This is a genomic window from Blastococcus sp. SYSU D00813, assembly GCF_054050735.1.
The window spans coordinates 49,935-73,827 of the sequence record NZ_JBJGZX010000003.1; the positions used below are offsets into that span (position 1 = coordinate 49,935).

Below are 23,893 nucleotides of genomic sequence, written 5' to 3' on the forward strand. Positions count from 1 at the left end.
CGGACCCAACAGTTCGGTCACAGGTCGAGCACCAGGACGGGGGTGTGCGAACGGTCGACGCACAGGGCGATGCGCCGCCCGGCGGCGCGTGCCCGCTCCGACAGCACGGTGTTGCGGTAGTCCGGGACGCCCTCGAGGACGGTGCTGACGCAGGACCCGCAGTCGCCACGCCGGCAGGTGAAGTCCACGGCGACGACCTCCTCCACCACCTCGATCAGGCTGCGGTCCGGGGGCACGTGGAGCGTGCGCCCGGAACGGCGCAACTCCACGTCGAACGCGCCGCCGGCACCGCCGTCCCCCGGGGTGCCCGCCTCGGGGGCACCGGCCTCCACCGTGGTCACACCCGCTGGTGCGTCTTCTCGAACTTCATGGTCAGGTGGTCGCCCGAGGTGGTGGGCGCGTAGCGGGGCTGCTCACCCGGGGCCACGCAGGTCGGCAGCGCCTCCACGACGGCGTCGTAGTTCGGCTGGTGGAAGAAGACGATGGACATCCGCTCGGTGTCAGCGACGACGTCGCGCGGCGGGTTCGCCACGCGGTGGCGGGTGGAGATCCACTGGTCGTTGGTCCACTGGGCCATCAGGTCGCCGATGTTGACCACCAGGGCGCCGGGGATGACCGGGACGTCCACCCAGTCGCCGTCCTGGGTGAACACCTGCAGCCCGCCGGGCGCCTCCTCCGGGCGCACGATCGTCAGGCTCCCGTAGTCGGTGTGCGCGCCGGCCCGCAGCTGCCCGGGCAGCGGCGGCTCCTCGCGGTGCGGGTAGTGGATGGCCCGCAGCATGGAGATGTCCTTGTCGATCTTGTCCTCGAAAAAGTCCTCGGGCAGGTCCAGCCCCAGCGCGAAGCCGCGCATGAGCAGCCGGCACAGGTCGTCGGCGGCCTCGAAGTAGCGCTCCCACGCCTGCTGCATGCCGGCGGGGCGCTCGGGCCACTGGTTGGGGATGAAGTGCGGCCCGGCGTTCTCGACGGCGAAGTACGGGTCGTCGGACACCACGTGCGGGCCGACGTCGAACTTCTCGTGCAGGTCCCCGGGCGCGCTCGTGTCGTCGTTGTAGGCGAACGCCTGCTCGCCGATCGCGGTGTAACCCCGCACGGTCTTCGGGTCGGGCTGGGCGACCCGGCGCTTCTCCTCCAGCGGCAGCGCGAAGAACTCCTTCGCCGTGTCGTACACACCGGCGATGAGCTCGTCGGGCAGGCCGTGACCGGTGATCGAGAAGAAGCCGATCTCGCGGCAGGCAGCGTCGATCTGCTTGCCCACGGCACGCCGGCGGGCCTGGTCGTCGCTCCGGAGATCCGTGATGTCGATGACCGGGACCGGACTGTCGGTGCTCATGGCGTCCTCCTCGCGCTGGCTGGGACGAGTCTGCGGAGGCCCGGGGACCCGGCTCAACGAGCGATCCTCACAGTGATCGGGGCGGAGATTGTGAGGACCGTACATCGGAAACACGGGTGAAGCCCGGCCGTGGCGCACGCGGCACGAACGCCGCCCCGGCCGGCCGTCCCGCGCCGTCAGCCGGGTCCTCGCGCCCCCGTCCGGCGGCGATCATGGGCAGGTCGCCGCCGACACGCGCGGACGCGCCGCCGCGGACGGCAACCCGCCCATGATCGCCGGCGCGGGGGATCGCCGGCAGGGGCGCAGGGGGTCAGCGGCGGCGCAGGCCGCGCAGGGTGCGGACGGCGACGAGCAGCTCGGCCAGCTCCTGCCGGTCGCCCGCGGCGAGGTCGGCGAGCTGCGCGGCGGCGCGGCGCTGGCCGGCGTCCCAGCCCTCGGCCCAGGCGGTGACCAGTCGCGTGGCGTCGGCACCGGCCGGGGCGCCGGCGACCACCTCGGCGGTGAGCGCGGCCTGCTCGGCGGACAGGTCGTCGCGCAGGGTCGCGCGGGCCAGCGAGGGCCACCGGCGGTCGCGCGGCAGGGCGGTGACCAGCTCGCGCAGCGGCACCAGCCCCAGCCGCTCGGCAAGGCACTGCATCACCCGGCCGGCCAGCTCGATGGGGGCGCCGGTCCGCTCGACGACGACGGCGAGGTCCAGCGCCGCCGGGACCAGCGGGGCGACCGCGGCCTCGGCGGCGAGCTCCGCCGGCACCCCGGCCGCGCGCAGCCGCTCCGACCGCTCGGCGTACGCGGCGGCCTCGGTGCCCAGCAGCCAGCCCGGCAGCCCGGCGCGCACGGCGGCCACCGGGGCGGCGAAGCGCGCGACCACCTCGCCGATCGGTGCCGGCCGGTCGCCGGCCAGCTCGGGCAGCCGCAGCAGCCAGCGGGTGGCCCGCTCGGCCAGCCGGGTGGCCTCCGTGCGGAGCCCGCCCTGGGTGGCCGCCGGCACCCGGTTGTCCAGGGACCGCGGGGCGTCCCACAGGTGGTCGACGCCGAACACCGCGCGGGCCACCGCGTGCGCCCGGACGACGCCCGCGAGCCCCACCCCGGTCTCCTCGGCCAGCCGGAACAGGCCCGTCACGCCCGCGGTGTTGACCGCCCGGTTGGTCAGGGCCGTGGCGACGATCTCCCGGCGCAGCGGGTGGCCGGCCACCGCGTCGGGGAACCGCTCGCGCAGCGCCGTGGGGAAGTACGCGGTCAGCAGCGGCGCCAGCGCCGGGTCGTCGGGCAGCGCGGACTGCAGGACGGCGTCGCCCGCCTCGAGCTTGGCGTAGGCGAGCAGCACCGAGAGCTCGGGCCCGGTGAGCGCCTGCCCGTCGCGGCGGCGCTCGCCCAGCGTCCGGTCGTCGGGCAGCGCCTCCACCGCCCGCACCAGCCGGCCCGAGCGCTCCAGGGCCCGGATGAACCGCTGGCCGGCGTCGAGGAGGCTGCGGGCGGACGCGACCTCCACGGCCAGGGCCGCGTTCTGGGCGTGGTTGTCGGCGAGGACGGCGACGGCGACCTCGTCGGTCATCTCCTGGAGCAGCGCCGCCCGGCCCTCGGCGTCCAGCCGCCCGGAGCCGACCACCCCGGTGAGCGCGATCTTGATGTTGACCTCGTGGTCGGAGGTGTCCACGCCCGCGGAGTTGTCGATCGCGTCGGTGTTCACCCGCCCGCCGGCCAGGGCGTACTCCACCCGCCCGCGCTGCGTGAGACCGAGGTTGCCGCCCTCCCCCACCACGCGCACCCGCAGCTCGGAGCCGTCGACCCGCACGGCGTCGTTGGCCTTGTCGCCGACGTCGAGGTGGCTCTCGGTGGAGGCCTTCACGTAGGTGCCGATCCCGCCGTTGAACAGCAGGTCGACCGGGGCGAGGAGGACGGCGCGGACGAGCTCCACCGGCGACAGCGCGTCGACGTCGGCCGGCAGACCCAGCGCGGCGCGCATCGGCTCGCTGACCGGCACCGCCTTCGCCGTCCGCGGCCACACGCCGCCGCCTGCGCTGATCAGCGACGGGTCGTAGTCGGCCCAGGAGGAGCGGGGCAGCTCGAACAGCCGGCGGCGCTCGGCGAAGGACGCCGCGGCGTCCGGCGTGGGGTCGACGAACACGTGCCGGTGGTCGAAGGCGGCCACCAGGCGGATGTGCTCGGACAGCAGCATCCCGTTGCCGAAGACGTCGCCGGACATGTCCCCGACGCCCACGACGGTGAACTCCTGGGTCTGCACGTCCACGCCGAGCTCGCGGAAGTGCCGGGTCACCGACTCCCAGGCGCCGCGGGCGGTGATGCCCATGGCCTTGTGGTCGTAGCCGACCGAGCCGCCGGAGGCGAAGGCGTCGCCCAGCCAGAACCCGCGCTCGAGGGCGACCTCGTTGGCCAGGTCGGAGAAGGTCGCCGTCCCCTTGTCGGCGGCGACGACGAGGTAGCTGTCGTCGCCGTCGTGCCGGACGACCCGCTCGGGCGGGACGACGGCGCCGGGGGCCACCCCGTCCTCGGTCGCCCGGTTGTCGGTGAGGGACAGCAGCGCGCCGATGAACAGCCGGTAGCAGGCCTGGCCCTCGGCGAGCTGGGCGTCCCGGTCGCCACCCGCGGGGGGACGGCGCACCACGAAGCCGCCCTTGGCGCCGGTCGGCACGATCACGGTGTTCTTCACCATCTGCGCCTTGACCAGGCCGAGCACCTCGGTGCGCAGGTCCTCGTGCCGGTCCGACCAGCGCAGCCCGCCGCGGGCGACGGCGCCGAACCGCAGGTGCACGCCCATCACCCGCGGCGAGCTCACCCAGACCTCGCGCTCGGGGCGCGGCTGCGGCACGTCGGGCACCTCGGCCGGGTGCAGCTTGAGGGCCAGCGGTCCGCCCGAGAAGTACGTCGTCCGCTGGGTGGCGAGGACGGCGGCGAGCAGCGCGGTGAGCACCCGGTCGGCGTCCAGCGACTCGACCTCGCCGATGGCGCGGCGCAGCGAGTCGGCCAGCGCCTCCTGCCGCTCGGCGCGGCCGGCCGCGCGCTCGGGGGAGAAGCGCGTCTCGAACAGCGCGACCAGCCGGGCGACCACGTCGGGGTGCGCGGCGAGCGTGGTCTCGACGTAGCCCTGTCCGAACGGCAGGCCGGCCTGGCGCAGCCACTGCACGTAGGCGCGGACGACGGTCACCTGCCGCCAGTTGAGCCCGGCCAGCAGCACCAGCGCGCCGAGGCCGTCGTCCTCGGCGTCACCGCGCCAGACCGCCAGCACCGCGTCGGTGAACCGCTCCGGCAGGCTGCCGGCGAACGGCAGCTCGCCGGTGGGCGCCGACAGCCCGAAGTCGTAGATCCAGGCGAGCGGTGCGCCGATCCGGTCGATCTCGTAGGGCCGCTCGTCGATGACGTCGACGCCCATGTGCTGCAGCACCGGCAGCACGTCGGACAGCAGCAGCCGCTCCCCCACCCGGTAGACCGACAGCCGCGCCTCCCCGCCCTCCCGCGGGCGGCGCAGCCGCAGGCCCAGGTCGCCGGGCGCCAGCGCGTCGAGGCGGGCGAGGTCGTCGACGGCGGTCGTCGCGTCGAAGTCCTCCTGGTAGGCGGCCGGGAAGGCGTCGGCCACCCGCGCGAGCAGCCGCTCGGCCTCCTCCGCGCCGGAGCGGGCGCGCAGGGCGTCGGTGAGCTCGTCGGCCCAGCTGCGGGCGGCGGCGGCGAGGTCGGCCTGCAGCGCCGGCACGTCGACGTCGGGCAGCGTGGGCCGGCCGCCCTTGCTGACCGGCGGCCGGACGACGAAGTGCAGCCGGGCCAGCACCGACTCGGTGACCCGGGCGGTGTACTCGATCCCGGTGCCGCCCAGCCGCTCCAGCAGGAGCTGCTGCATGCGGGTGCGGACCTCGGTCGTGTAGCGGTCGCGGGGCAGGTAGACCAGCGCCGACCAGTACCGGCCCTGCGGGTCCCGGCGCAGGAAGAGCCGGGTCTGCCGGCGCTCCTGCAGCTGCAGCACGCCGAGCGCGACCGGCAGCAGCTCGTCGGCGTCGACCTGGAACAGCTCGTCGCGGGGGTGGGTCTCCAGGAGGTCGACGAGCTCCTTGCCGGTGTGGCTGTCGACGGGGACGCCGGCGCGCGCCACCACCTGGGCCACCCGCCGGCGCACCACGGGCACGTCGCGCACGCTGCTGGCGTAGGCCGCGGTGGAGAACAGGCCGGTCAGCCGGTGCTGGTGCGGCACCCCGTCGGCGTCGGGCAGCGTGACCGTGACGAGGTCCAGCCAGGCGCGGCGGTGCACGGTGGCCCGGACGTCGGCCTTGTGCACGGTGAGCAGGCTCCCTGCGCGCAGGGCGTCGCCGTCGACGGTCCGGGCCTCGGGCGGCGCGGACCCGCCCGCCGGGTCGCTGCGGAGCATCCCCAGGCCGCTGCCCGGCACCGCGCGGACGGTGCGCGCGCGACCGGTGGGCAGGTCGACGTCGCGCGCACCGAGGAAGACGAAGTGGCCGTCGGTCAGCCAGCGCAGCAGGGCGGCGACCTCGGCCGGGTCGGAGGCCGGGTCGCCGTCCTCCACCGGGGGCAGCGCGTCCAGCCGCTCGGCCAGCGCCAGCGCGCGGGCACGCATCCGGTCGGCGTCCTCGTCGACCGCGCGGACGTCGGCCAGCACCGTGCGCAGGCCGCCCACCAGGTCGTCGCGGGCCTCGTCGTCCAGCGGCCCGTCGAGGACGACGGCCATCCAGGACTCCGACAGCGCGTCGGGCCCGCACTCGGCGGGGTCGGCGCTGTCGCAGAAGGCGCCGATCCGGCCCGTCACGTCCCGCCGCACGACCAGCACCGGGTGAACGACGTGCTCGAGCCGGAAGCCCTGCCGCACGACCTCGGCGGTGACCGAGTCGACGAGGTAGGGCATGTCGTCGGTGACGACGAAGACCACCGAGCGGCTGCGGTCGGCGCCGTCGCGCCGGGTGACCTCCACGGTCGCCGAGCCGCGCGGCCGGACGGCGGCCGTGCGCAGGTGGTCCAGGGCGAGGGCGGCGAGCTCGGCCGGGTGCTGCCGGAGCACCTCCGCCGCCGGCTCGCTCCAGTAGTAGCGGCGGAACAGCCCCGGCAGGTCGGCCGTCGTGCAGCCGGCGGGCAGCCCGCCCGGCTGCGGCGCCTGCTCGGCGGCCTCCAGCAGCAGCCGGCGCTTCGCGGCGCGGGCGGCCTCGAGGGCGGCCAGCTCCGGGTCGGCGAGCGGCTGCTCTGGGTCGGGACGGTCGGCCTCGGCGACGCTGCCGGTGGTGCGGGCCATGCGCCCGACGCTAGTCCCGGCGGGCACCCCCGGCCCGGCGGACATGCGCGGCCGGCCGGCCTCCCGGGCCCGCGCCGGGCCGACGAGCGTGGGAGGAGGGGTGGTCCTCCTAGTCGCGGTCGAGGACCTGGTCGGCCAGCCAGCCACCGACGGCCAGCAGCAGGCCGCCGAGCAGGGCGCTGCCGAAGCCGTCGACCGTCAGCCGGTCGGTGAGCGCCGCGGTCAGGCCGAGCAGCGCGGCGTTGATGACGAGCAGGAACAGCCCGAGGGTCAGGATCACGAACGGCAGCCCGATCAGCCGCAGGACCGGCCCGACCACCGCGTTCACCACCGCGAAGATCAGCGCGATCCACAGCCAGGTGCCGAACTCGCCCAGCGGACCGTCGGGGTTGGGCAGCACCTCGACCCCGTCGAGCAGGTAGGCGACGCCGTAGAAGACGCCGGCCATGAGCACGACCTTGAGCGCGAACTTGATCACGACGGCGACGCTAGCGGCGGCACCCGCCGGCCGCCGGGAGGTAGCGCCCTCTACGGCGGTCTAGTGCCTGCCCTAGACGGCTGCAGACGCCCCTCGATACCCTCGCTCCCCGCCGGCCCCGCGCGACACGCGCTACGCCGTTCTACGGATGTCTACGGCCGGGGCTAGAGACCGCCATACGGTGCTCGACGTGGACCCCGTCCGGAACCCCTACGCCCCCGGCGCCGGTCAGCGCCCGCCCGAGCTGGCCGGCCGGGACGACGAGCTGTCGGCCTTCGACGTCGTCCTCGAGCGGATCGCGCGGGGCCGGCCGGAGCGCTCCCTGGTGCTCACCGGGCTGCGCGGCGTCGGCAAGACCGTGCTGCTCAACCAGCTGCGCTCGGCCGCGATCGGCCGCGGCTGGGGCACCGGCAAGATCGAGGCCCGGCCGGACCAGTCGCTGCGCCGGCCGGTGTCCTCCGCGCTGCACATGGCGCTGCGCGAGCTGCGCCACCCCGACCAGGAGTCGATGGACGCCGTCCTGGCCACCGTGAAGGCCTTCGCCCAGCGCGCCGTCGGCGCCGACGCCAAGCTGCGCGACCGCTGGCAGCCGGGCATCGACGTCCCCGCGGCGAGCGGGCGGGCCGACTCCGGGGACATGGAGATCGACCTGGTCGAGCTGCTCAGCGACGCCGCCGGGCTCGCCGCCGACGTGGGCAAGGGCATCGCCCTGTTCATCGACGAGATGCAGGACGTGCAGACCCCCGACGTCTCGGCCATCTGCGCCGCCTGCCACGAGCTCTCGCAGCAGGGCGCCCCGCTCATCGTGGTCGGTGCGGGCCTCCCCCACCTGCCGGCCGTCCTCAGCGCCTCCAAGAGCTACTCCGAGCGGCTGTTCCGGTACCTGCGCATCGACCGGCTCGACCGCGCCGCCGCCGACCGCGCCCTGCTGGCGCCGGCCGAGCGGGAGGACGTCTCCTTCGAGCCGGAGGCCCTCGACGCGCTCTACGCCGCCGCCGACGGCTACCCGTACTTCGTGCAGGCCTACGGGAAGGTCACCTGGGACGTCGCCGCCGGCACCCCGATCACCGCCGCCGACGTCGCGATGGCCGCCCCCGTGGCCGAGGCCGAGCTCGCCGTCGGCTTCTTCGGCTCCCGCTACGACCGCGCGACCCCGGCCGAGCGGGAGTACATGCACGCGATGGCCGAGCTCGGCGGGCCGCAGGGCAACGCCGTGGCCACCTCCGAGGTGGCGGTCTCCCTCGGCCGCAAGCCGGCGTCGCTCTCCCCCGCGCGCGACGCGCTGATCAAGAAGGGGCTGGTCTACTCCGCCGAGCGCGGCCAGATCGCCTTCACCGTGCCGCACTTCGGCCGCTACCTGCTCAGCCACCCGGACTGAGCCACCCCGCGGCAGGGTTCGGCGCAGCGGCGCGGGGGCAGAGGGCCCCCCGTGCCGGAGTGGGTGGAAGCGGGGCTGTGGGGACTGCTGGGCGGGGCGGCGCTCGTGCTGGGCGCGCTGGTCGCCTGGTTCGTGCGGGTGCCCCGGGGTGTCATCGCCTCGGTGATGGCCTTCGGCTCCGGGGTGCTGATCTCCGCGGTCGCCTTCGACCTGGTGGCGGAGGCCGCCGACACCGGGGGGCTCGGGCCCACGGCGACCGGGTTCCTGGGCGGCGCCGTGGCCTACCTGGGCGCCAACGCCCTGCTGGCCCGCCGTGGCGCCCGGCACCGGAAGCGCTCGGGGGACCAGCAGCCGTCGGAGGACGAGCAGGCGGGCAGCGGCGCCGCCATCGCGGTCGGGGCGCTGCTGGACGGGGTGCCGGAGAGCGTCGTCCTCGGGCTGGGCCTGCTCAGCGGTGGCGGGGTGAGCGTCTCGGTGCTCGCCGCGGTCTTCATCTCCAACGTGCCCGAGGGGCTGTCGAGCGCGGCCGGCATGAAGCGCAGCGGGCGCTCGGCCGGCTACGTCTTCGGCATCTGGGGCGGCATCGCGGTGCTCAGCGGGCTGGCGGCGCTGGTGGGCTACCTGGCCCTGGGCGACGCCTCGCCGGAGCTGGTCGCCGTCATCACCGCCGTCGCGGCCGGGGCGATCCTGACCATGATCGCCGACACGATGATCCCCGAGGCGTTCGAGACCACGCGCACCTGGACCGGCCTGATCACCACCGTGGGCTTCCTCGTGGCCTTCGCCATCGAGCGCGCCGGCTGAGGGGTCAGCGGGCGGCGGCGCGGGTCCGCAGGGCCAGGACGGCGACGTCGTCCTCGGCGCCGTCGGCGAGCATCACGGCCAGCAGCCGGTCGCAGAGGTCCTCCAGCGGCCGGTCGCCGAACTGGGCGAGCAGCCGGCGCACCTGGTCGCGGCCGTCGTCCAGCGGGATACCGCGGCGCTCGAAGAGGCCGTCGGTGAACAGCAGCACGGTGGCGTCATCGGGCAGGTCGGCCGCGCCGTCGGCCCGCGGCCCCCGCCAGCCGATGCCCAGCGGCGGGCCGATCGGCGCCGTGAGGTCGGTGACCCGGCCGTCGGCGGTGAGCAGCATCGGCTCGGGGTGCCCGGCCGACGACCACCGCAGCGTGCGGCCACCGGCGCCGTCGTGCTCGACCCGGCAGACCAGCGCGGTCGCCATGGTGGGGACGGCGAGGCCGACCAGCGCGTGGTCCACCCGCCGCAGCACGCCCGCCGGCTCCTCCAGCCGGTCGAAGGCGATGCCGCGGACCAGCGTCTTGACCTGGCCCATCGCGGCCGCGGCCTCGATGTCGTGGCCCATCACGTCCCCGATGACGACGACCATGTCGCCGTCGGGCTGCAGGAAGCTGTCGTACCAGTCGCCGCCGATCGAGACCCCCCGGGTGGCGGCCCGGTAGCGGACGGCGGTCTCCAGGTGCGGCTGCTGCACCGGCGGCGAGAGCAGGGACAGCTGCAGCCGCTCGGCGACCTGCTGGTTGGCGGCCGCGAGGCGGGCGTTGTCCAGGGCGAGGGCGGCCCGCCGGGAGGCCACCTCGGCGGTGCGCAGCTCGACGTCGGTGTGCGGGCCCCGGTCCACGCCGTTGACCAGCGTCAGGGCACCGAACTGCTCACCGCGGGCCAGCAGCGGGAAGGTCGCGACGGCGGAGGGCTGCAGCGGCGCGAGCGCGTCCCGGGCGGCCTCGTTGGCCACCATCTGCTCGATGTGCGCGCTGGTCAGCTGCGGGATCACGACCGGCTGGCCGCTGCGCAGCGCCGTCGGCACCGGCGCCGTGGGCAGGTTGCTCCCCACCCGCGCGTCGGCGTAGCGGTGCATCGCCTCGACCATGGCCGGGTCGCGGTGCGCGCGGCCGACGTCCCGGCGGGTGCCGTCGGGGTCGACCACGCTCACCAGGCACCAGTCGGCCAGCAGCGGGACGACGAGGCGGGCGAAGCGGCTCACCGCCTCGTCGGTGTCGAACGTGGAGGTCATGGCCTGGCTGATGTCGCCGAGCAGCATCAGGTGCCGGCCGGCCAGCTCGGCGGTCGCGGCGGCCTCGGCGGCGCGCAGGGCGGCGTCCGCGGCGCGCTGGGCGGCCTCCTCGCGGGCGGCGACGGCGGCGGCGCGCTCCTCCTCGGTGCGCTGCCGGTCGGTGACGTCGTCGTAGGTGACCACCAGGCCCGCGTCGGTGAGGAAGGCGTCGACCTGGAACCACTTGCCCAGCGGCTCGAACCAGGCGACCGTCCGCCCGGGCTCCCCCGTCTTGCGGACGGCGGTGTAGAGCTCGTCGAACGGCCCGCCGACGGCCTCGGGGAACTCGTCCCAGACGCCCCGGCCGACCAGGCCCCCGACGCTGCGCCCGAGCACCGCGGCCCCGGCGGGGTTGACGTAGCTGAACCGCCAGTCCTCGTCGATGACGAGCAGCGGGCGTTCCATGCCCTCGACGGCCTGCGCCAGCAGGTCGCGCGGCTGGAACGCCCGGTCCTCGGTCACGGTGATCACTCTGCCCCATGGGTGCCCGCGGGCGGGTCACCCCGGTCCGCAGACCACCCCGACGGGGATCACACGGTTGAGCCGCGGCGGCACTGGGAACCCCGGAGGCATCCCAGAACCGGATGCTGACGGGGGCGAGATCATGAGTCGACTGGCGTGGCCACTGCGGCCGCTGCCGGACGGCCGGGGCGAGATGTGGCGCTGGGACCTCGGGTCGCTCGCCGAGCTGCCGGCGGTCCGGGCAGCTCTCCGAGCTCGTCTGGACGAGGTCGGGTTCCCTCGCGACCCCGACGACCCGGTGGCCGACCGGATGATCCTGGCCTTCGACGAGCTGGCGTCCAACGCGCTGCGGCACGGCGACCGCCCCGTGGTGGCCACGGTGATCGCCGGCAGCGGTGGCTGGATCCTCGACATCAGCGACCGGGCCCGCGACACCATGCCCGCGCCGGCCGTCGACCGCGACCCGGCCCAGGGCGGGCTCGGGCTCTACCTCGTGGCCCGGCTGTCGGTCGCGCACGGCTGGTACGTCGACGACGTCTGCAAGCACGTGTGGGCCTGCCTGCCCACGACGATCGAGGACCGCGAGCCGGCGTACTCGTAGTCGTGCGCCTGCGACGCCCGCTGCCACCTGCTCGGACGGCGGGTGGGGCTCGGCGCCGTTGGGGTACGGCACCTGGCCGCGGTGGTCACCGGCCCGAGTGGGGCCCGGAGGGCTCCGCGCAGGGACGGCGGGTGGGGCTCGGCGCCCCTGGGGTACGGCACCTGGCCGCGGTGTCGTCCGGTAGGACGACGACGTGGTCGCGCCCGGGGCGGCGGGGCACGGTGGGCCCTGCGCCGCCCCGGGGCAGCTCCTCACGCCGGGGGTCGCCCGGCTGCGCGAGGTGGTTCTCGTGCCGGCCCGGGTGGGGCCCGGAGGGCTCCGCGCAGGGACGGCAGGCGGGGCTCAACGCCCCTGGGGGTACGGCACCCGGCCGCGACGTCGTCCGGAGGACGACGGTGTCACGGGATGACCAGCGACATGGCCCCCTTGCCGTAGCCGGGGATGTCGACCGAGAGGTCGAGCCGGTTGAAGGCGGCGAGGCTGCCGGCGATGTCGCCCGGGAGGTCGTCGCCCGGGGCGTACAGCTTGTACAGCTTGGAGTGCGGCGCGCCCGGCACGTTGAACAGCGCCGAGAGGACGTTGACGACCTCGTGCAGCGCCTCGGTCAGCATCGACGTCAGCTCGCCGTCCTCCTCGACGGCGTCCTGGCAGCCGCCGGGGGGCAGCATGGCCAGCGCACCGCCGCTGTAGGCCGACAGCGCGAGGTCCATGACGCACAGCGCGTTGGTGTTCAGCTGCGGGTCGACGTAGACCGCGACCGACACCGGCGAGCGCTCGGTCGGGGTGACCGGGGCGCCGGGGGCGACGGTCACGGGCTTGCCCACCAGGCCGGACAGCATGTCCTTGACGTCCTTGTTGGTGGGCAGGACGACGGCGAGGGGCGTGGTCACGCGATCACCCCGGCCAGGGCCTCGGTGAACGTCTCCTCGTTGAACGGCTTGGCGATGAGGAACAGCGCGCCGGCGTCGGCGGCCTTGCCCCGCATCTCCTCCGAGCCCTCCGAGGTGACGAAGCCGAAGGGCACGCTCGAGCCCGAGGAGCGCAGCGCCTGCAGGCACTCGAGCCCGGTCATGTTCGGCATGTTCCAGTCGGACAGGACCAGGTCGGGGCTCTCCGACTGGACCTTGTCGTAGGCGTCGCGGCCGTCCTCGGCCTCGACGATGTCGTGGCCGTCGTAGCCGGCCTGGCGCAGGGTCCGGATGACGATCTGCCGCATGACACGGCTGTCGTCGGCGATCAGGATCTTCACAGTGGCGCTCCGTTCCGTGTCGTGCTGTCAGTACTGGGTGGCGGGCTCGACCGAGCCCTGGGCGGTGATGGTCAGGGGCTGGCCGCGCCACAGGACCTCGACGCGGCAGGTGTCCTCCGGCGAGCCGGCGACGGGTGGGGTGGCCCCGGTCTGGGGCAGGCCCAGGACCGAGGGGCCGGGGAGGACGGCCTTGACGTTGCCGCCCACCACGTTGGCGATCTCGCCGAGGGCGTCCTCGACGTCCTCGGCCTCGAGCTCGGCCGGGGCGTGCTCGCGCAGCAGGGCGCGGGTGAGCTCGTCGGCGGTGCCGGTGCCGCAGGTGACGACGACGACGCCGTTCCACGGGCCGGTGATCGTCACCCACGAGCTCAGCGTCTGCGCCGGGAGCGGGGCGGGCAGCGGGGCGAGGAACTCGTCCTCGCCCACGAGGGCCGACCACGCCTGCTCGGCGATCTCGGTGACCGTGGCCTCGTCGAGCAGCGAGGTGACCAGGGTGGCGTTCACAGGGTGACCTCCTGCGGGAGCAGGCCGAGCAGCGCGAGCTTGTCGGCGAGCGCGTCGGCGGTGAAGGGCTTGATCACGTACTCGTGGGCGCCGGCGGCCAGCGCGCGCACGATCTGGCCGTGCTCGCTCTCGGAGGTGACCATCATCAGCGTCACCGCGCGCCAGGCCGGGTTGCTGCGGACGGCGGAGACGAACTGCAGCCCGTCCATCACCGGCATGTTCCAGTCGATCGTGCACAGGTCGGGCACCCAGCCCTCGAGGAGCACGTCGAGCGCCTCCTGGCCGTGGCCGGCCTCACGGGTCTCGTAGCCGAACCCGGTGAGGGTCCCGCTCACGATGCGCCGCATGGCGCGTGAGTCGTCGATCACCAGAGCACGCACGTCAGGCCCCCTTCAGCGGGCGGTAGGCGGAGCTGCGGCCGAGCACGACCCGCTCCCAGGAGTCGTCGACGCCGAGGGTGGTCTCGGCGGCACCGAGGAAGAGCCACCCGTCCGGCCGCATGAGCGAGCGGACCCGGCGGAGGATCGCCTGCTTGGTCGACAGGTCGAAGTAGATGAGGACGTTGCGCAGGTAGACCACGTCGAAGGGGCCCATCCGCGGCAGCGGGGCGGCGAGGTTGCACTCGCTGGCCGTGACCATCCGGCGCAGCGAGGCGTTGACCTCCCACTCGGTGCCGGCCCGCGTGAAGTGGCGGACCAGCATCGGGGCGGGCAGGCCGCGGTTGACCTCGAGCTGGCTGAACCGGCCGGCGCGGGTGCGCTCGACCATCTCCCGGGAGATGTCGGTGGCCGTGATGGAGACGCGGGTGCCGGCACCGGGCATGGCGTCCTCGAGCAGCATCGCGATCGTGTACGGCTCCTGACCGCTGGAGCAGGCGGCCGACCAGATCTGCAACCGCTCGTGCGGCGAGCGCGCGGCCTGCAGCGCCGGCAGCACCGTCGTCGTCAGGGCGGAGAACGGGTCGCCGTCCCGGAACCACGACGTCTCGTTGGTGGTGAGCGCCTCGACGATCCTGCGGGTGTGCTCGGGGCTGGGGCGGCTGCGCACGTTGTCGACGAGCTGGCCGACGTCGGCCAGGCCCATCTGCCGGGCGATGGGCAGGAGGCGGGCCTCGACGAGGTACTCCTTGCCCGGCTGGAGCACGATCGCGCTCTCGCGGTGCACGACCTGGCGGACCCAGTCGAAGCTGGTGGCGGTGAGCGTCATCGGACTCCTCCGGTGGTCAGCACCGACGTGCGGCCGGAGGCGGTGGACAGGCCACCGGCCGGGCCGGTGAGACGACGCAGGATCGTCTCCGCGATCCGGTCGAGCGGGAGGACCTCGTCGGCGAGGCCGGCCGAGGCGACGGCGCCGGGCATGCCCCAGACGACCGAGGTGGCCTGGTCCTGGACGACGACCGAGCCGCCGGCCTCGCGGATGCGGGCGGCACCCAGCCGGCCGTCGGAGCCCATGCCGGTGAGGACGACGGCGAGCACGGCGCCGCGGTGGGCGTCCACCGCCGAGCGGAAGAGCGGGTCGACCGCGGGCCGGCAGAAGTTCTCCGGCGGGCCCTGGCTGAGCATCGTGGTGTCGCCGCGGGGCGTGCGGCGGATGGTCAGGTGGTGGTCACCGGGCGCCAGGTGCACGGTGCCGGGGGCCAGCGGCGTGCCGTCGACGGCCTCGACGACGCGCAGCGCGCAGAGGCGGTCCAGCCGCTGGGCGAACTGGCGGGTGAAGACCGGCGGCATGTGCTGGACGAGGAGCACCGGGACCGGCAGGGAGGCCGGCAGCGCGGGCAGGACCCTGGTCAGGGCCTCGGGGCCGCCGGTGGAGGAGCCGATCACGAGGATCTCGGGCCGCTCGGCCGGGGCGGTGCGGGGTGCGGCGGGGCGGGGCGCCGGCAGCGGGGCGGCCGCCGGCCGGGCCGGGCCGGGGGTGACCGGCCGGCCGAGGAGCGCCTTGATCTTGGGGATCAGCTGCTCGCGGACGCTCTCCATCGACTGCGCGACGCTGCCGACGTTGGCCGGCTTGGTGACGTAGTCGTTGGCGCCGGCGGACAGCGCGTCGAGGGTGGCGGAGGCACCGCGCTCGGTCAGCGTGCTGAACATGATGATCGGCACGCGGTTGCGGGTCGCGCGGATGCCGCGGACGGCCTGGATGCCGTTCATCTCCGGCATCTCGATGTCCATCGTGACCAGGTCGGGCTTCAGCTGCTCGACCTTGCCCAGGGCGATCTTGCCGTTGACGGCGGTGCCGACGACCTCGATCCCCGGGTCCTGGGAGAGCACGTCGGTCACGATCTTGCGGACGACGACGGAGTCGTCGACCACGAGTACCCGGATCGGGTTCATCCGTCCTCCTGCTCCTGCCGGACAGCCGACAGGGGCTGTTGCTCGGTGTATCGGCACCAGTGACGAGGCCTTGAGTTCGGCCGCGCGCAACGGGTCCCGGTCGGTACGGATGTCTCAGGTGCACCACCCGACACAGGAGTTGTCGGCCGTCCCAGCCGCCGGCTGAAGCGCTGCCGCGCACTCGTTACGCATGTGGCGGTGACCGGTCCCGGGGATGGCTCCTCGGCCACATGTCGACCCGGGTGGACGCCGACCGGAGCCACGGCGACCTGCGGTTTCCCCGTGCAGGCGCGGTCGCCGGCCGGGTCGCCGCGTCGGTCACGTCACCCCGTCGCCCTACGGTCGCCGGGTGCCGGACGACGTGGCTCCACCCGCCGACCTCGACGTGGTCCGCGACTCCTACGACCGCGTGGCCGACGCGTACGTGGCGACGGGCGCGGGCGAGCTGACCGGCCGCCCGTGGCTGCGGGCCGCGCTGGCCGCGTTCGCCGAGGAGGTCCGGGGCCGCGGACCGGTGCTCGACGTCGGCTGCGGCCCCGGGCACGTGACCGCGGCGCTGGCCGCCCTCGGCGTCGACGCGTCGGGCGTGGACCTGTCCCCACGGATGGTCGGGCAGGCCCGGCGGCTGCACCCGGGCCTCCGCTTCGAGGTCGGCTCGGCCACGGAGCTGCGCCCGCCCGACGCGTCGCTGGGCGGCGTGCTGGGCTGGTGGTCGCTGTTCGACCTGCCCCGCGCGGTGCTCCCCGGCGTCCTCGCCTCGCTGGCACGGGCGCTCGTCCCGGGCGGGCAGCTGCTCCTGGGCACCCACGTGGGCGACGGCGAGATCGTCCGCACGGAGGCCTACGGGGGTGTGCCCGTGGCGTGGACGACGTTCCTGTGGCGGCCCGAGCAGCTCGCCGACCTGCTGGCCGGGGCCGGGCTGGAGCCGGTGGCCGAGCTGCGGCTGCCCACCGATGTGGTGGGGCTCCCCCAGGTGCTGCTGGCGGCACGCCGGCCGCGCTGACCCCCGCTACGCCGAGCGGGATCCCGGCGCCGGGGTCCGGTCGCCCCGCTCGCGGTGACGGTGGAGCAGGACGGCGCCCGCGATCGTCGCGGCCGCGGCCCCGAAGAGGACGCCGGTGCCGTTGCCGTCGGCGGGCAGCTGGACCGTCGGCGGGCAGGCGGTGTCGGCCTTGCGCGCGGCGAGGTCGTCGCGGCCCAGGTGCCACATCGGCCCGCCGCCGCGCTCGACCGTGACCCGGAAGGCGCCGTGGACGACCCCGGCGCGGAAGGTGGTCGGCTGGGGCTGCCCGGACGAGGGCGGGGTCACCTGGTTGGCCGGCCCGACCGGGATCTCGACGACCGACCCGGTGCGGTTGTCGTAGCCGAAGACCGCCGTCCAGCTGCCGTCGGCGTGCTCGGTGACGCAGTCGACCAGGGGGACGACGTCCGGGGGCCCGGACCGGTTCGGGGCCGCGGCGGCGGCGCCGGGGGCCAGGGCGAGGGCGGCGCCGACGGCCGCGGTGGCGGCCAGCCGGCGGGCGCGATGTCGGCGGGATCGGGCGGGGGGCACGGTCGGTCCTCGGTGTCGGCGGGCTGTTTCACCTGACACCGGGACATCGGCCCGCCGGGCCGCCGTCTGGAGGGGAGTTCCGTGAACATCTGGTGTCGTTTCCCGCACCGACCTGCGGTTCCGGCACGGGAGCGGACGCGTGCGGACCGCTCGGGCCCACGGGCAGTCTGCGGTGGGTGACCGGTCTGCGGCCGGGACGGGTCGACGGCGCGCAGTGCCCGTGGCACGGCGCTCAGCCGGCGAGCAGCTCCGGCGGCGGCGCGAACGGCGTGATGCAGAACGGGTGGCCGGCGGGGTCGAGCAGCACCCGCCAGCGGGGGTCGGGCTGCGGATCGGCCAGCCGGGCGCCGAGGGTCAGCGCCCGCTGCACCGGCTCGTCGAGCGCCTCGCCGGCGGTCAGGTCCAGGTGGACGACGGAGGCGCCGGGCCACACCGGCGGCCGGTACCCCTCGACCCGCTGCGGGACCAGCAGCACGCCGGGCACCCTCACCCCGACGCTGCTCTCGCGCCGCCACAGCACGCGACCGCCCAGCAGCCGCACGTAGAAGTCCGCCAGCTCGCCGGGGTCGGCGCAGTCCAGCGACACCCCGACGAAGCGCACGTCGCCCGGCTCGGCCTCGTCCACGCCGGCGACGGTAGCGCCGGGTCGGGCGGCGGTCAGGCGGTGGTGACCCGCTCCCACGGAGCCAGCAGCACCGACAGCGCGGTCGTGTCGAGCAGGTCCCCCATGGTCAGCGCCTGGACGACGCCGGCGACGGCGTTCCACACGCCCTGCGCGCCGTCGCGGCCGTCGAAGCCGCCGTCGACGAACGCCTGCACCCCGAGCAGCTGCGCGGCGGCCAGCACCCGGATCCGGCCCGACACGTGCGCGGCCCAGGCGGCCTCGTGCATCGCCCGCGCCCAGGGGCGGCGCTCGAAGCGGCCCTCGTCGACCGCCCGGCGCCAGCGGGCGCGCGTGGCGTCGTCCTGGTCGCCCAGGGCGGCGAGGAAGGCGCGCACCTCGACCGCGGCCGGCCCCAGGTCGGGCTCGGCCGGCGCCACGAGGCCGGTGGCCGTGGCCAGCGCGAGCGGACCGGTGAGCTGCCGGCGCACCAGCGGCGGCAGCACGTCGGAGGCGAAGGAGCCGATCACCGCGTCGCCCAGGACGTCCGCGGCCGCGGCCCGGACGTCGTCGTCCAGGTCGGCGACGGCGGGGTGCTCGGGGCCGAGGACGTCGTCCCGCAGCACCCGCTCCACGGCCGCGGCGTCGCCGATCATCCCGCGCTCGAGCTGGTCGACCAGCACCGCGGCGCGGTCGCTGGTGCCGGCCGACCGTAGGTGCGGCACGCCGGCGGCGAGCTCGCGGGCCCGGCGCGCGCGGACGGCGAGGACGGCGCGCTCGTCGCGGTCGCGGCCGGCCGACGGGTGGGCGGCGGCGATGCCCTCGAGCGTGGCGGCGTCCGCGGTGAGCCCGGTGAGCAGGACCTCGGCCACCTGCCGGCCGAGCGGCAGGCGGACCAGGTCGAACCCGAGCGTGGCGGCACTGACCAGCGAATAGGGCATGACAGCGCCTCCAGGAGCCGGGACACGGGCTCGACCACTGTGACCGCGATCGGCGGCGAGCGCCACGTGCGGGTCACCCGTCGGTTGGAGACCGGCGCGCTCGCGCTTGCGTGTCCACGCCAGACGTGTCATCGAGCGCTCACCGACAGTGAGCGTACTGGCCCCGGACGCACCGCGGCCCCCGCACCGGCTAGGTGCAGGGGCCGCGCGGACGGCGTCCGGGGCTCAGGCGCTGACGGCCTTGTGGACGTCGAGCGCGAGCAGCAGCTGCCCGTCGAGCTTGAACGCGCCGCGGATCAGGTCGCGCGCCGTCCCGTCGAGCGTGTCCGGCGGGGCCTCGAAGTCGGCGGGGTCGACGTCGACGACGTCGGCGATGGCGTCGACCAGCAGGCTGACCGCCTCGCCGTGCAGCCGCACCACGATGACGACCGCGTCGGTGTCCTCCGGCCGCGGCGGCCGGCCGAGCCGCTCGCGCAGCTCGATGGCGGTGACCACCTGGCCGCGCAGGTTGATCAGGCCGGCGACGGCGGCCGGGGCCAGCGGCACCCGGGTCAGGCTCTGGCTGCGCAGCACCTCCTGCACGTGCGCCACCTCGACGCCGTACAGGTCGCCGTCCAGCCAGAAGGTGGCCAGCTGCCCGCCGATGGCGGGGGCAGCGGTCTCGGTCGCGGCAGTCACGTCAGACCTCCATCAGGGACGAGCGGACGCCCGCGGGCGTGTCGAGGTCGGAGCCGGCGCTGTAGAAGGCCGGGTCGGCGGCCAGGATGGCCGCGCGGACGTCGAGCAGCTCGGTGACCTTGTCGCCGAGGACGGCGGACCCGAGCAGGCCCATGTCGTCGATGTCGCTGCGGACGGCGGCCTCGCCGTCGACGATGTCGAGGATCTCCTCGACCACGATGGCCACGCTGCGGCCGTGGTCGCTGTAGACGATGACCTCGAGGACCTCGCGGTCGGCCTCGCCGTAGGCGCCCAGGTGCCGGTCGAGCCGGACGATCGGGAGGATCGCGCCGCGGTACTGCACGACCTCGCGGTTGCCCACCCGCTCGACGTTCTCCGTGCGCACCTGCTCGAGCCGGGTGACGGTGTCGAGCGGGATGGCGACCCGCCGGCCCCCGCCGATGGCGGCCAGCAGCATCCGCTGCCGCTGCGACTCGCTGTCGGCCGCGGCGACGGCGGCGGCCACGCGGGCCTCCTGCCGCTCGGCGCTCTCGGTGCGCAGGGCCCGCCGGGCGAGCGCCTGCACGTCCAGGATCAGCGCGACGGTCCCGTCGCCGAGCACGGTGGCGCCGGAGTAGAGGCCGATCGCCTTGAGCTGGCCGCCGACGGCCTTGACGACGATCTCCTCGGTGTTGATGACCCGGTCCACGACCAGCCCGAAGCGCCGGCCCTCCGACCGCAGCACGGCGATGACCACGTGACCGTCGTGCCGGTCGGAGGTGAGGCCGAGGACGTCGGTGAGCCGCACGAGCGGCAGCAGCTCGCCGCGCAGCCGGTAGACCGGCGCCCCGCCGACCTCCTCGACGGCGTTGGCGGCCTTCTCGGCGTCCAGGCTCACGAGCTCCTGCAGGCTGATCTGCGGGATGGCGTAGCGGTCACCGGCGCACTCGACGGTCAGCGCCGGGACGATCGCCAGGGTCAGCGGGATGCGCAGCCGGCAGACGGTGCCGGTGCCGGCGACCGACTCGACCTCGATGGTGCCGCCGATGGACTCGATGTTGGTCTTGACGACGTCCATGCCGACGCCCCGGCCGGAGACGTTGGTGACGGCGGCGGCGGTGGAGAAGCCGGGCGCGAAGATGAGCTGCAGCACGTCCGACGGGCTCATCCGCGCCAGCTGGGCGTCGGTGACCAGGCCCTTCTCGACGGCCTTGGCGCCGATCTTCGCCGGGTCGATGCCGGCGCCGTCGTCGGCGACCTCGACCACGACCTGCCCGCTCTCGTGCTTCGCGCGCAGGGTGAGCACGCCCTCGGCCGGCTTGCCGGCGGCGCGGCGCCGGTCGGGCGACTCGATGCCGTGGTCGACGGAGTTGCGGACCAGGTGGGTCAGCGGGTCCTTGACCGCCTCGAGCAGCGTCTTGTCGAGCTCGGTGTCCTTGCCCTCCATCTCCAGGCGGACGGTCTTGCCGCACTGGATGCCGAGGTCGCGCACGACGCGCGGCAGCTTCGACCAGATGTGGTCGATCGGCTGCATGCGCGTCTTCATGACGCCCTCCTGCAGCTCGCTGGCGATGAGGTTCAGCCGCTGCGAGGCGCGGACCAGGTCGGTGTCGTTGGAGCGGCCCACGTACTGGACGATCTGGTTGCGGGTCAGCACCAGCTCGCCGACCAGCAGCATGAGCTCGTCGAGCAGGTCGACGTCCACCCGGATGGTGCTGTCGGCGACGGCGCGGCGCGCGCCGCCGTCGGCGGCGGGGGCGTGCTCGGGCTCGGCGGCCTCGGCCGCCGGGGCCGGCCGCGGCGCGGGGACGGCGGGGGTCGCGGGCACCTCGGCGACCGGGGCGGGCTGCGGGACCCGGGGCGCGGGAGCGGGCTCCGGGGCCTCGGCGGCGGGCGCGTCGGCAGCCGGGACCTCCGCGACGGGCGCCTCGACGACGGGGGCGACGACGGCAGGGGCCTCGACGACGGGGACCTCGACGACGGGGACCTCCGCAGCAGGGGCCTGGACGGGCGCCTCGGCGGCGGGCGCCTCCTCGGCCGGGCGGTCCTCCATGGCGGCGCTGATGTCGGCGACGACGGCGGAGACGTCGACGGTGCCCTCCCCGCCGGTGGCCTCGATGGAGGCCAGCAGCGACCGGACCGTGTCGACCATGCGCAGCAGCACGCTGGTGCGGGCCGGGGTCAGCTCCAGGGCGCCGTCGCGCAGCCGGGAGAGCATGTTCTCGCCGACGTGGGTGACCTCCTCCAGGCGGTTGAACGCCAGGAAGCCGCTGGTCCCCTTGATGGTGTGGATCGTGCGGAAGATGCTCGACAGCCGCTCCCGGGAGTTCGGCTCCTGCTCGAGCGCGACCAGGTCGGTGTCGAGCTGGTCGAGGTTCTCGTGGCTCTCGACGAGGAACTCCTCGACGATGTCGTCCAGACCGTCCACGGTGCCTTCTCTCTGTCGTGCGCGTCCGGCCCACGCGGGGGCCCGGGAGTTCTCTCGGCGGCCGGGCTCGCGACTCAAGGCGAGTCGCCGGCCCTCGGGCCCCAGAAGCTAGGAGCCGTCCGCCGTCGTCATCGGCATCCGCGAGGCGTGTCGGGACCCGTCCGGCGAGAAAGACCGGCGACCGTCCCGCGGCGGTCGACAAGGCGATGCCCCGCCCGCCCGGCGGCCGCCGGTCCGGCCGGTGCGAGACTCCGGCACATGAGCAGGGAGAACGTGGACAGCCCCGTCGTGCCCCCCGGGGAGGCCCTCGCGGCCGCCCGGTCGGTCGCCGAGCGGCTGGCCGCCGACGTCGTCGCCCGGGACGCCGCGGGCGGCACCCCCGAGCCCGAGACCGCGCTGCTGCGCGGGTCGGGTCTGCTGCCCCTCCTGCTCCCCGCCGAGCGCGGCGGCACCGGCGCCGGGTGGGACACCGCCTACGCGGTCGTGCGCACGGTGACCGCCGTCGACCCCTCCATCGGCCAGCTGCTCGGCTACCACTACCTGCACTCGTGGCGGATCCGGCTCAACCGCAACGCCGACGCCGTGGCCCGGCTCGACGCCGAGGGCGCCGCCGCCGGCTGGTTCTGGGGCGGGGCGGGCAACCCGCGCGACGCCGGCCTGGAGCTCACCCCGGTCGAGGGCGGCTACCTGCTGAACGGCACCAAGCACTTCGCCACCGGCGCGGAGGTGGCCGACCGGATCAACGCCAGCGGCACCCGCACCGACACCGGCGAGAAGCTGTCGCTGGCCGTCGACGCCCACCAGGACGGCGTCCGGCACGGCCGGGACTGGGACGCGCTCGGCCAGCGCCGGTCGGCGTCGGGATCGGTGACCTTCACCGACGCGTTCGTCGCCGCCGACGACGTCCTCGGGCCCAACGAGCAGGCCACCCCCGGCGCCCCGGCCTACGCGACCCTGCACGTGCTGGCCTTCCAGGCGATGCTCGACCAGCTGCACGTCGGCATCGCCGAGGGCGCGCTGGCCGCCGGCGCCGACTACACCCGCACCCGGTCACGGGCCTGGGCCACGGCCGGGGTCGACGAGGCCGTGCAGGACCCGCTGGTGCGGCAGCGCTACGGGGAGCTGTCGGCGCGGGTGCAGGCGGCCGCGGCGCTCACCGACCGGGCGTGCGCGGCGCTGACCCGGGCGGCCGGACGCGGCTGGGACCTCACCGCGCAGGAGCGGGCCGAGGTCGCCGTCGGGCTGGCCTCGGCGAAGGTGGTGACCACCGAGGCGGTGCTGGAGGTGGCGAGCACCGTGTTCGAGCTGACCGGCGCGCGGGCCACGAAGACCGGCACCGGCCTGGACCGCTACTGGCGCGACGCCCGCACGCTGACGCTGCACGACCCGGTGGCGCACAAGGCCGTCGAGGTCGGCGACTGGCTGCTGAGCGGCACCGCGCCGGTGCCCAGCGCCTACAGCTGAGGTCCGGCGCGGGGCCGGACCCCCGGCTCAGCGGGCGGCGACGATCTCGTCGTACGTGGGGAAGGACCGCGAGACGTCGCTGCCGGTGAAGTCGCCGATCCAGCCGTCGTCGTCGTGGAAGAACCGCACCGACACGTAGTCGGGGCTGGTGCCCATGTCGAACCAGTGCGTCGTGCCGCCGGGCACCGAGAGCAGGTCACCGGCCTCGCACAGGACGGCGTGCACCTTCCCGTCGAGGTGCAGGTAGAAGACGCCCGAGCCGGTGGCGAAGAACCGGTCCTCGTCGTCGTCGTGGGTGTGCTCGTCGAGGAACTTGGCGCGGCTGGCGGCCACGGTCTCCGGCCAGGACGGGTCGTCGCTGGGGTGCATCTGCACGACGTCGACGAGCACGTAGCCCTCCGACCGGGTCACGCCGTCGATGCGCTCGCGGTACGCGGACAGGACGTCGTCCTGCGTCGGGCGCTCCGGGAGCTCCTGCACCGGCCACTGCTCGAACCGGACACCGATGCCCTTGAGGACGGCGGTGATCTCCGCGGCGTCCTCGGTGCGGAGCTCGGGGGTCGCGGGGGCGTCGTCTCGCCACACGGTCAGCAGGGTCACGT

General features: G+C 75.3%; 22 protein-coding genes. 5 read left to right on the plus strand and 17 right to left on the minus strand.

Translation table 11 applies throughout. The features are described from left to right. Positions 1-17: 17 nt before the first annotated feature. From ACI8AX_RS02850 to ACI8AX_RS02865, 4 genes are all read right to left on the minus strand, one after another. On the minus strand, positions 18-341 hold the full coding sequence (locus ACI8AX_RS02850; protein ID WP_456548281.1) for a 2Fe-2S iron-sulfur cluster-binding protein: 324 nt from the start codon (positions 339-341) through the stop codon (positions 18-20). Next, a complete protein-coding gene (locus ACI8AX_RS02855; protein ID WP_456548282.1) occupies positions 338-1,333 on the minus strand; it encodes an isopenicillin N synthase family dioxygenase in 996 nt (331 codons plus the stop codon). The genes ACI8AX_RS02850 and ACI8AX_RS02855 overlap by 4 nt, the downstream gene beginning before the upstream one ends. A gap of 310 nt (positions 1,334-1,643) precedes the next feature. Then, positions 1,644-6,578, minus strand: coding sequence for an NAD-glutamate dehydrogenase (locus ACI8AX_RS02860; RefSeq protein ID WP_456548283.1), 4,935 nt, complete (start codon positions 6,576-6,578; stop codon positions 1,644-1,646). A gap of 109 nt (positions 6,579-6,687) precedes the next feature. Continuing rightward, on the minus strand, positions 6,688-7,056 hold the full coding sequence (locus ACI8AX_RS02865; protein ID WP_456548284.1) for a phage holin family protein: 369 nt from the start codon (positions 7,054-7,056) through the stop codon (positions 6,688-6,690). A 190-nt stretch (positions 7,057-7,246) separates the two neighbouring features. Between ACI8AX_RS02865 and ACI8AX_RS02870 the strand changes: the two genes are divergently transcribed. Both ACI8AX_RS02870 and ACI8AX_RS02875 read left to right on the plus strand, forming a co-directional pair. Continuing rightward, positions 7,247-8,434: an ATP-binding protein gene (locus ACI8AX_RS02870; protein WP_456548285.1), complete on the plus strand. Its 1,188-nt coding sequence runs from the start codon at positions 7,247-7,249 to the stop codon at positions 8,432-8,434. 51 nt (positions 8,435-8,485) lie between these two features. Beyond that, positions 8,486-9,238: a ZIP family metal transporter gene (locus ACI8AX_RS02875; RefSeq protein ID WP_456548286.1), complete on the plus strand. Its 753-nt coding sequence runs from the start codon at positions 8,486-8,488 to the stop codon at positions 9,236-9,238. A gap of 4 nt (positions 9,239-9,242) precedes the next feature. Here ACI8AX_RS02875 and ACI8AX_RS02880 read toward each other — a convergent pair whose 3' ends face one another. Continuing rightward, positions 9,243-10,964: a SpoIIE family protein phosphatase gene (locus tag ACI8AX_RS02880; protein WP_456548287.1), complete on the minus strand. Its 1,722-nt coding sequence runs from the start codon at positions 10,962-10,964 to the stop codon at positions 9,243-9,245. 142 nt (positions 10,965-11,106) lie between these two features. Here ACI8AX_RS02880 and ACI8AX_RS02885 point away from each other — a divergent pair, with 142 nt between their 5' ends. Next, complete coding sequence (locus tag ACI8AX_RS02885; protein ID WP_456548288.1) at positions 11,107-11,565, plus strand: ATP-binding protein; 459 nt, start codon at positions 11,107-11,109, stop codon at positions 11,563-11,565. A 398-nt stretch (positions 11,566-11,963) separates the two neighbouring features. Here the strand turns inward: ACI8AX_RS02885 and ACI8AX_RS02890 are convergent, their stop codons facing one another. Genes ACI8AX_RS02890 through ACI8AX_RS02915 form a run of 6 tightly spaced genes read right to left on the minus strand, consistent with a single transcriptional unit; the run spans position 11,964 to position 15,648 of the window. Further along, positions 11,964-12,455, minus strand: a complete 492-nt coding sequence (locus tag ACI8AX_RS02890) for a hypothetical protein (RefSeq protein WP_456548289.1) — start codon at positions 12,453-12,455, stop codon at positions 11,964-11,966. Beyond that, positions 12,452-12,814: a response regulator gene (locus ACI8AX_RS02895; RefSeq protein WP_456548290.1), complete on the minus strand. Its 363-nt coding sequence runs from the start codon at positions 12,812-12,814 to the stop codon at positions 12,452-12,454. The genes ACI8AX_RS02890 and ACI8AX_RS02895 overlap by 4 nt, the downstream gene beginning before the upstream one ends. Before the next feature lie 27 nt (positions 12,815-12,841). Then, positions 12,842-13,318, minus strand: coding sequence for a chemotaxis protein CheX (locus ACI8AX_RS02900; RefSeq protein ID WP_456548291.1), 477 nt, complete (start codon positions 13,316-13,318; stop codon positions 12,842-12,844). Next, the gene (locus ACI8AX_RS02905; protein ID WP_456548292.1) at positions 13,315-13,698 is read right to left on the minus strand and encodes a response regulator; all 384 of its coding nucleotides are present in this window, start codon (positions 13,696-13,698) and stop codon (positions 13,315-13,317) included. The genes ACI8AX_RS02900 and ACI8AX_RS02905 overlap by 4 nt, the downstream gene beginning before the upstream one ends. A 1-nt stretch (position 13,699) precedes the next feature. After that, on the minus strand, positions 13,700-14,524 hold the full coding sequence (locus ACI8AX_RS02910; RefSeq protein ID WP_456548293.1) for a CheR family methyltransferase: 825 nt from the start codon (positions 14,522-14,524) through the stop codon (positions 13,700-13,702). Then, entirely contained in the window at positions 14,521-15,648 is a 1,128-nt protein-coding gene (locus ACI8AX_RS02915) for a protein-glutamate methylesterase/protein-glutamine glutaminase (RefSeq protein WP_456548294.1), read from the minus strand. The genes ACI8AX_RS02910 and ACI8AX_RS02915 overlap by 4 nt, the downstream gene beginning before the upstream one ends. 349 nt (positions 15,649-15,997) lie before the next feature. Between ACI8AX_RS02915 and ACI8AX_RS02920 the strand changes: the two genes are divergently transcribed. After that, entirely contained in the window at positions 15,998-16,651 is a 654-nt protein-coding gene (locus ACI8AX_RS02920; protein ID WP_456548295.1) for a class I SAM-dependent DNA methyltransferase, read from the plus strand. A gap of 6 nt (positions 16,652-16,657) precedes the next feature. On the opposite strand, the gene ACI8AX_RS02925 is transcribed toward ACI8AX_RS02920, so the two are convergent. The 5 genes from ACI8AX_RS02925 to ACI8AX_RS02945 all read right to left on the minus strand — a co-directional run bounded on the left by ACI8AX_RS02925 (position 16,658) and on the right by ACI8AX_RS02945 (position 21,827). Continuing rightward, positions 16,658-17,200 (minus strand): hypothetical protein, encoded by a 543-nt coding sequence (locus ACI8AX_RS02925; protein WP_456548296.1) that lies wholly within the window; start codon positions 17,198-17,200, stop codon positions 16,658-16,660. Positions 17,201-17,432: 232 nt separating this feature from the next. Continuing rightward, positions 17,433-17,825 carry a VOC family protein gene (locus tag ACI8AX_RS02930; RefSeq protein ID WP_456548297.1) on the minus strand — a complete coding sequence of 131 codons (393 nt, stop codon included), beginning with the start codon at positions 17,823-17,825 and terminating at the stop codon, positions 17,433-17,435. Positions 17,826-17,857: 32 nt separating this feature from the next. Then, on the minus strand, positions 17,858-18,742 hold the full coding sequence (locus ACI8AX_RS02935; protein ID WP_456548298.1) for a hypothetical protein: 885 nt from the start codon (positions 18,740-18,742) through the stop codon (positions 17,858-17,860). 225 nt (positions 18,743-18,967) lie between these two features. After that, complete coding sequence (locus ACI8AX_RS02940; protein ID WP_456548299.1) at positions 18,968-19,420, minus strand: chemotaxis protein CheW; 453 nt, start codon at positions 19,418-19,420, stop codon at positions 18,968-18,970. A gap of 1 nt (position 19,421) precedes the next feature. Further along, a complete protein-coding gene (locus tag ACI8AX_RS02945) occupies positions 19,422-21,827 on the minus strand; it encodes a chemotaxis protein CheW (protein WP_456548300.1) in 2,406 nt (801 codons plus the stop codon). 258 nt (positions 21,828-22,085) lie between these two features. On the opposite strand from ACI8AX_RS02945, the gene ACI8AX_RS02950 reads away from it, so the two are divergent. Continuing rightward, the gene (locus ACI8AX_RS02950) at positions 22,086-23,291 is read left to right on the plus strand and encodes an acyl-CoA dehydrogenase family protein (RefSeq protein WP_456548301.1); all 1,206 of its coding nucleotides are present in this window, start codon (positions 22,086-22,088) and stop codon (positions 23,289-23,291) included. Between the two features lie 27 nt (positions 23,292-23,318). Here ACI8AX_RS02950 and ACI8AX_RS02955 read toward each other — a convergent pair whose 3' ends face one another. Next, positions 23,319-23,891, minus strand: coding sequence for a 1,2-dihydroxy-3-keto-5-methylthiopentene dioxygenase (locus ACI8AX_RS02955; protein WP_456548302.1), 573 nt, complete (start codon positions 23,889-23,891; stop codon positions 23,319-23,321). Between the last annotated feature and the right edge of the window lie 2 nt (positions 23,892-23,893).

Excerpts from the sequence above, each read along its gene's own strand:
- ACI8AX_RS02855 (WP_456548282.1), bottom strand. The coding sequence starts at position 1,333 with ATGAGCACCGACAGTCCGGTCCCGGTCATCGACATCACGGATCTCCGG.
- ACI8AX_RS02860 (WP_456548283.1), bottom strand. The coding sequence starts at position 6,578 with ATGGCCCGCACCACCGGCAGCGTCGCCGAGGCCGACCGTCCCGACCCA.
- ACI8AX_RS02885 (WP_456548288.1), top strand. The coding sequence starts at position 11,107 with ATGAGTCGACTGGCGTGGCCACTGCGGCCGCTGCCGGACGGCCGGGGC.
- ACI8AX_RS02910 (WP_456548293.1), bottom strand. The coding sequence starts at position 14,524 with ATGACGCTCACCGCCACCAGCTTCGACTGGGTCCGCCAGGTCGTGCAC.
- ACI8AX_RS02915 (WP_456548294.1), bottom strand. The coding sequence starts at position 15,648 with ATGAACCCGATCCGGGTACTCGTGGTCGACGACTCCGTCGTCGTCCGC.
- ACI8AX_RS02935 (WP_456548298.1), bottom strand. The coding sequence starts at position 18,742 with ATGCCCTATTCGCTGGTCAGTGCCGCCACGCTCGGGTTCGACCTGGTC.
- ACI8AX_RS02950 (WP_456548301.1), top strand. The coding sequence starts at position 22,086 with ATGAGCAGGGAGAACGTGGACAGCCCCGTCGTGCCCCCCGGGGAGGCC.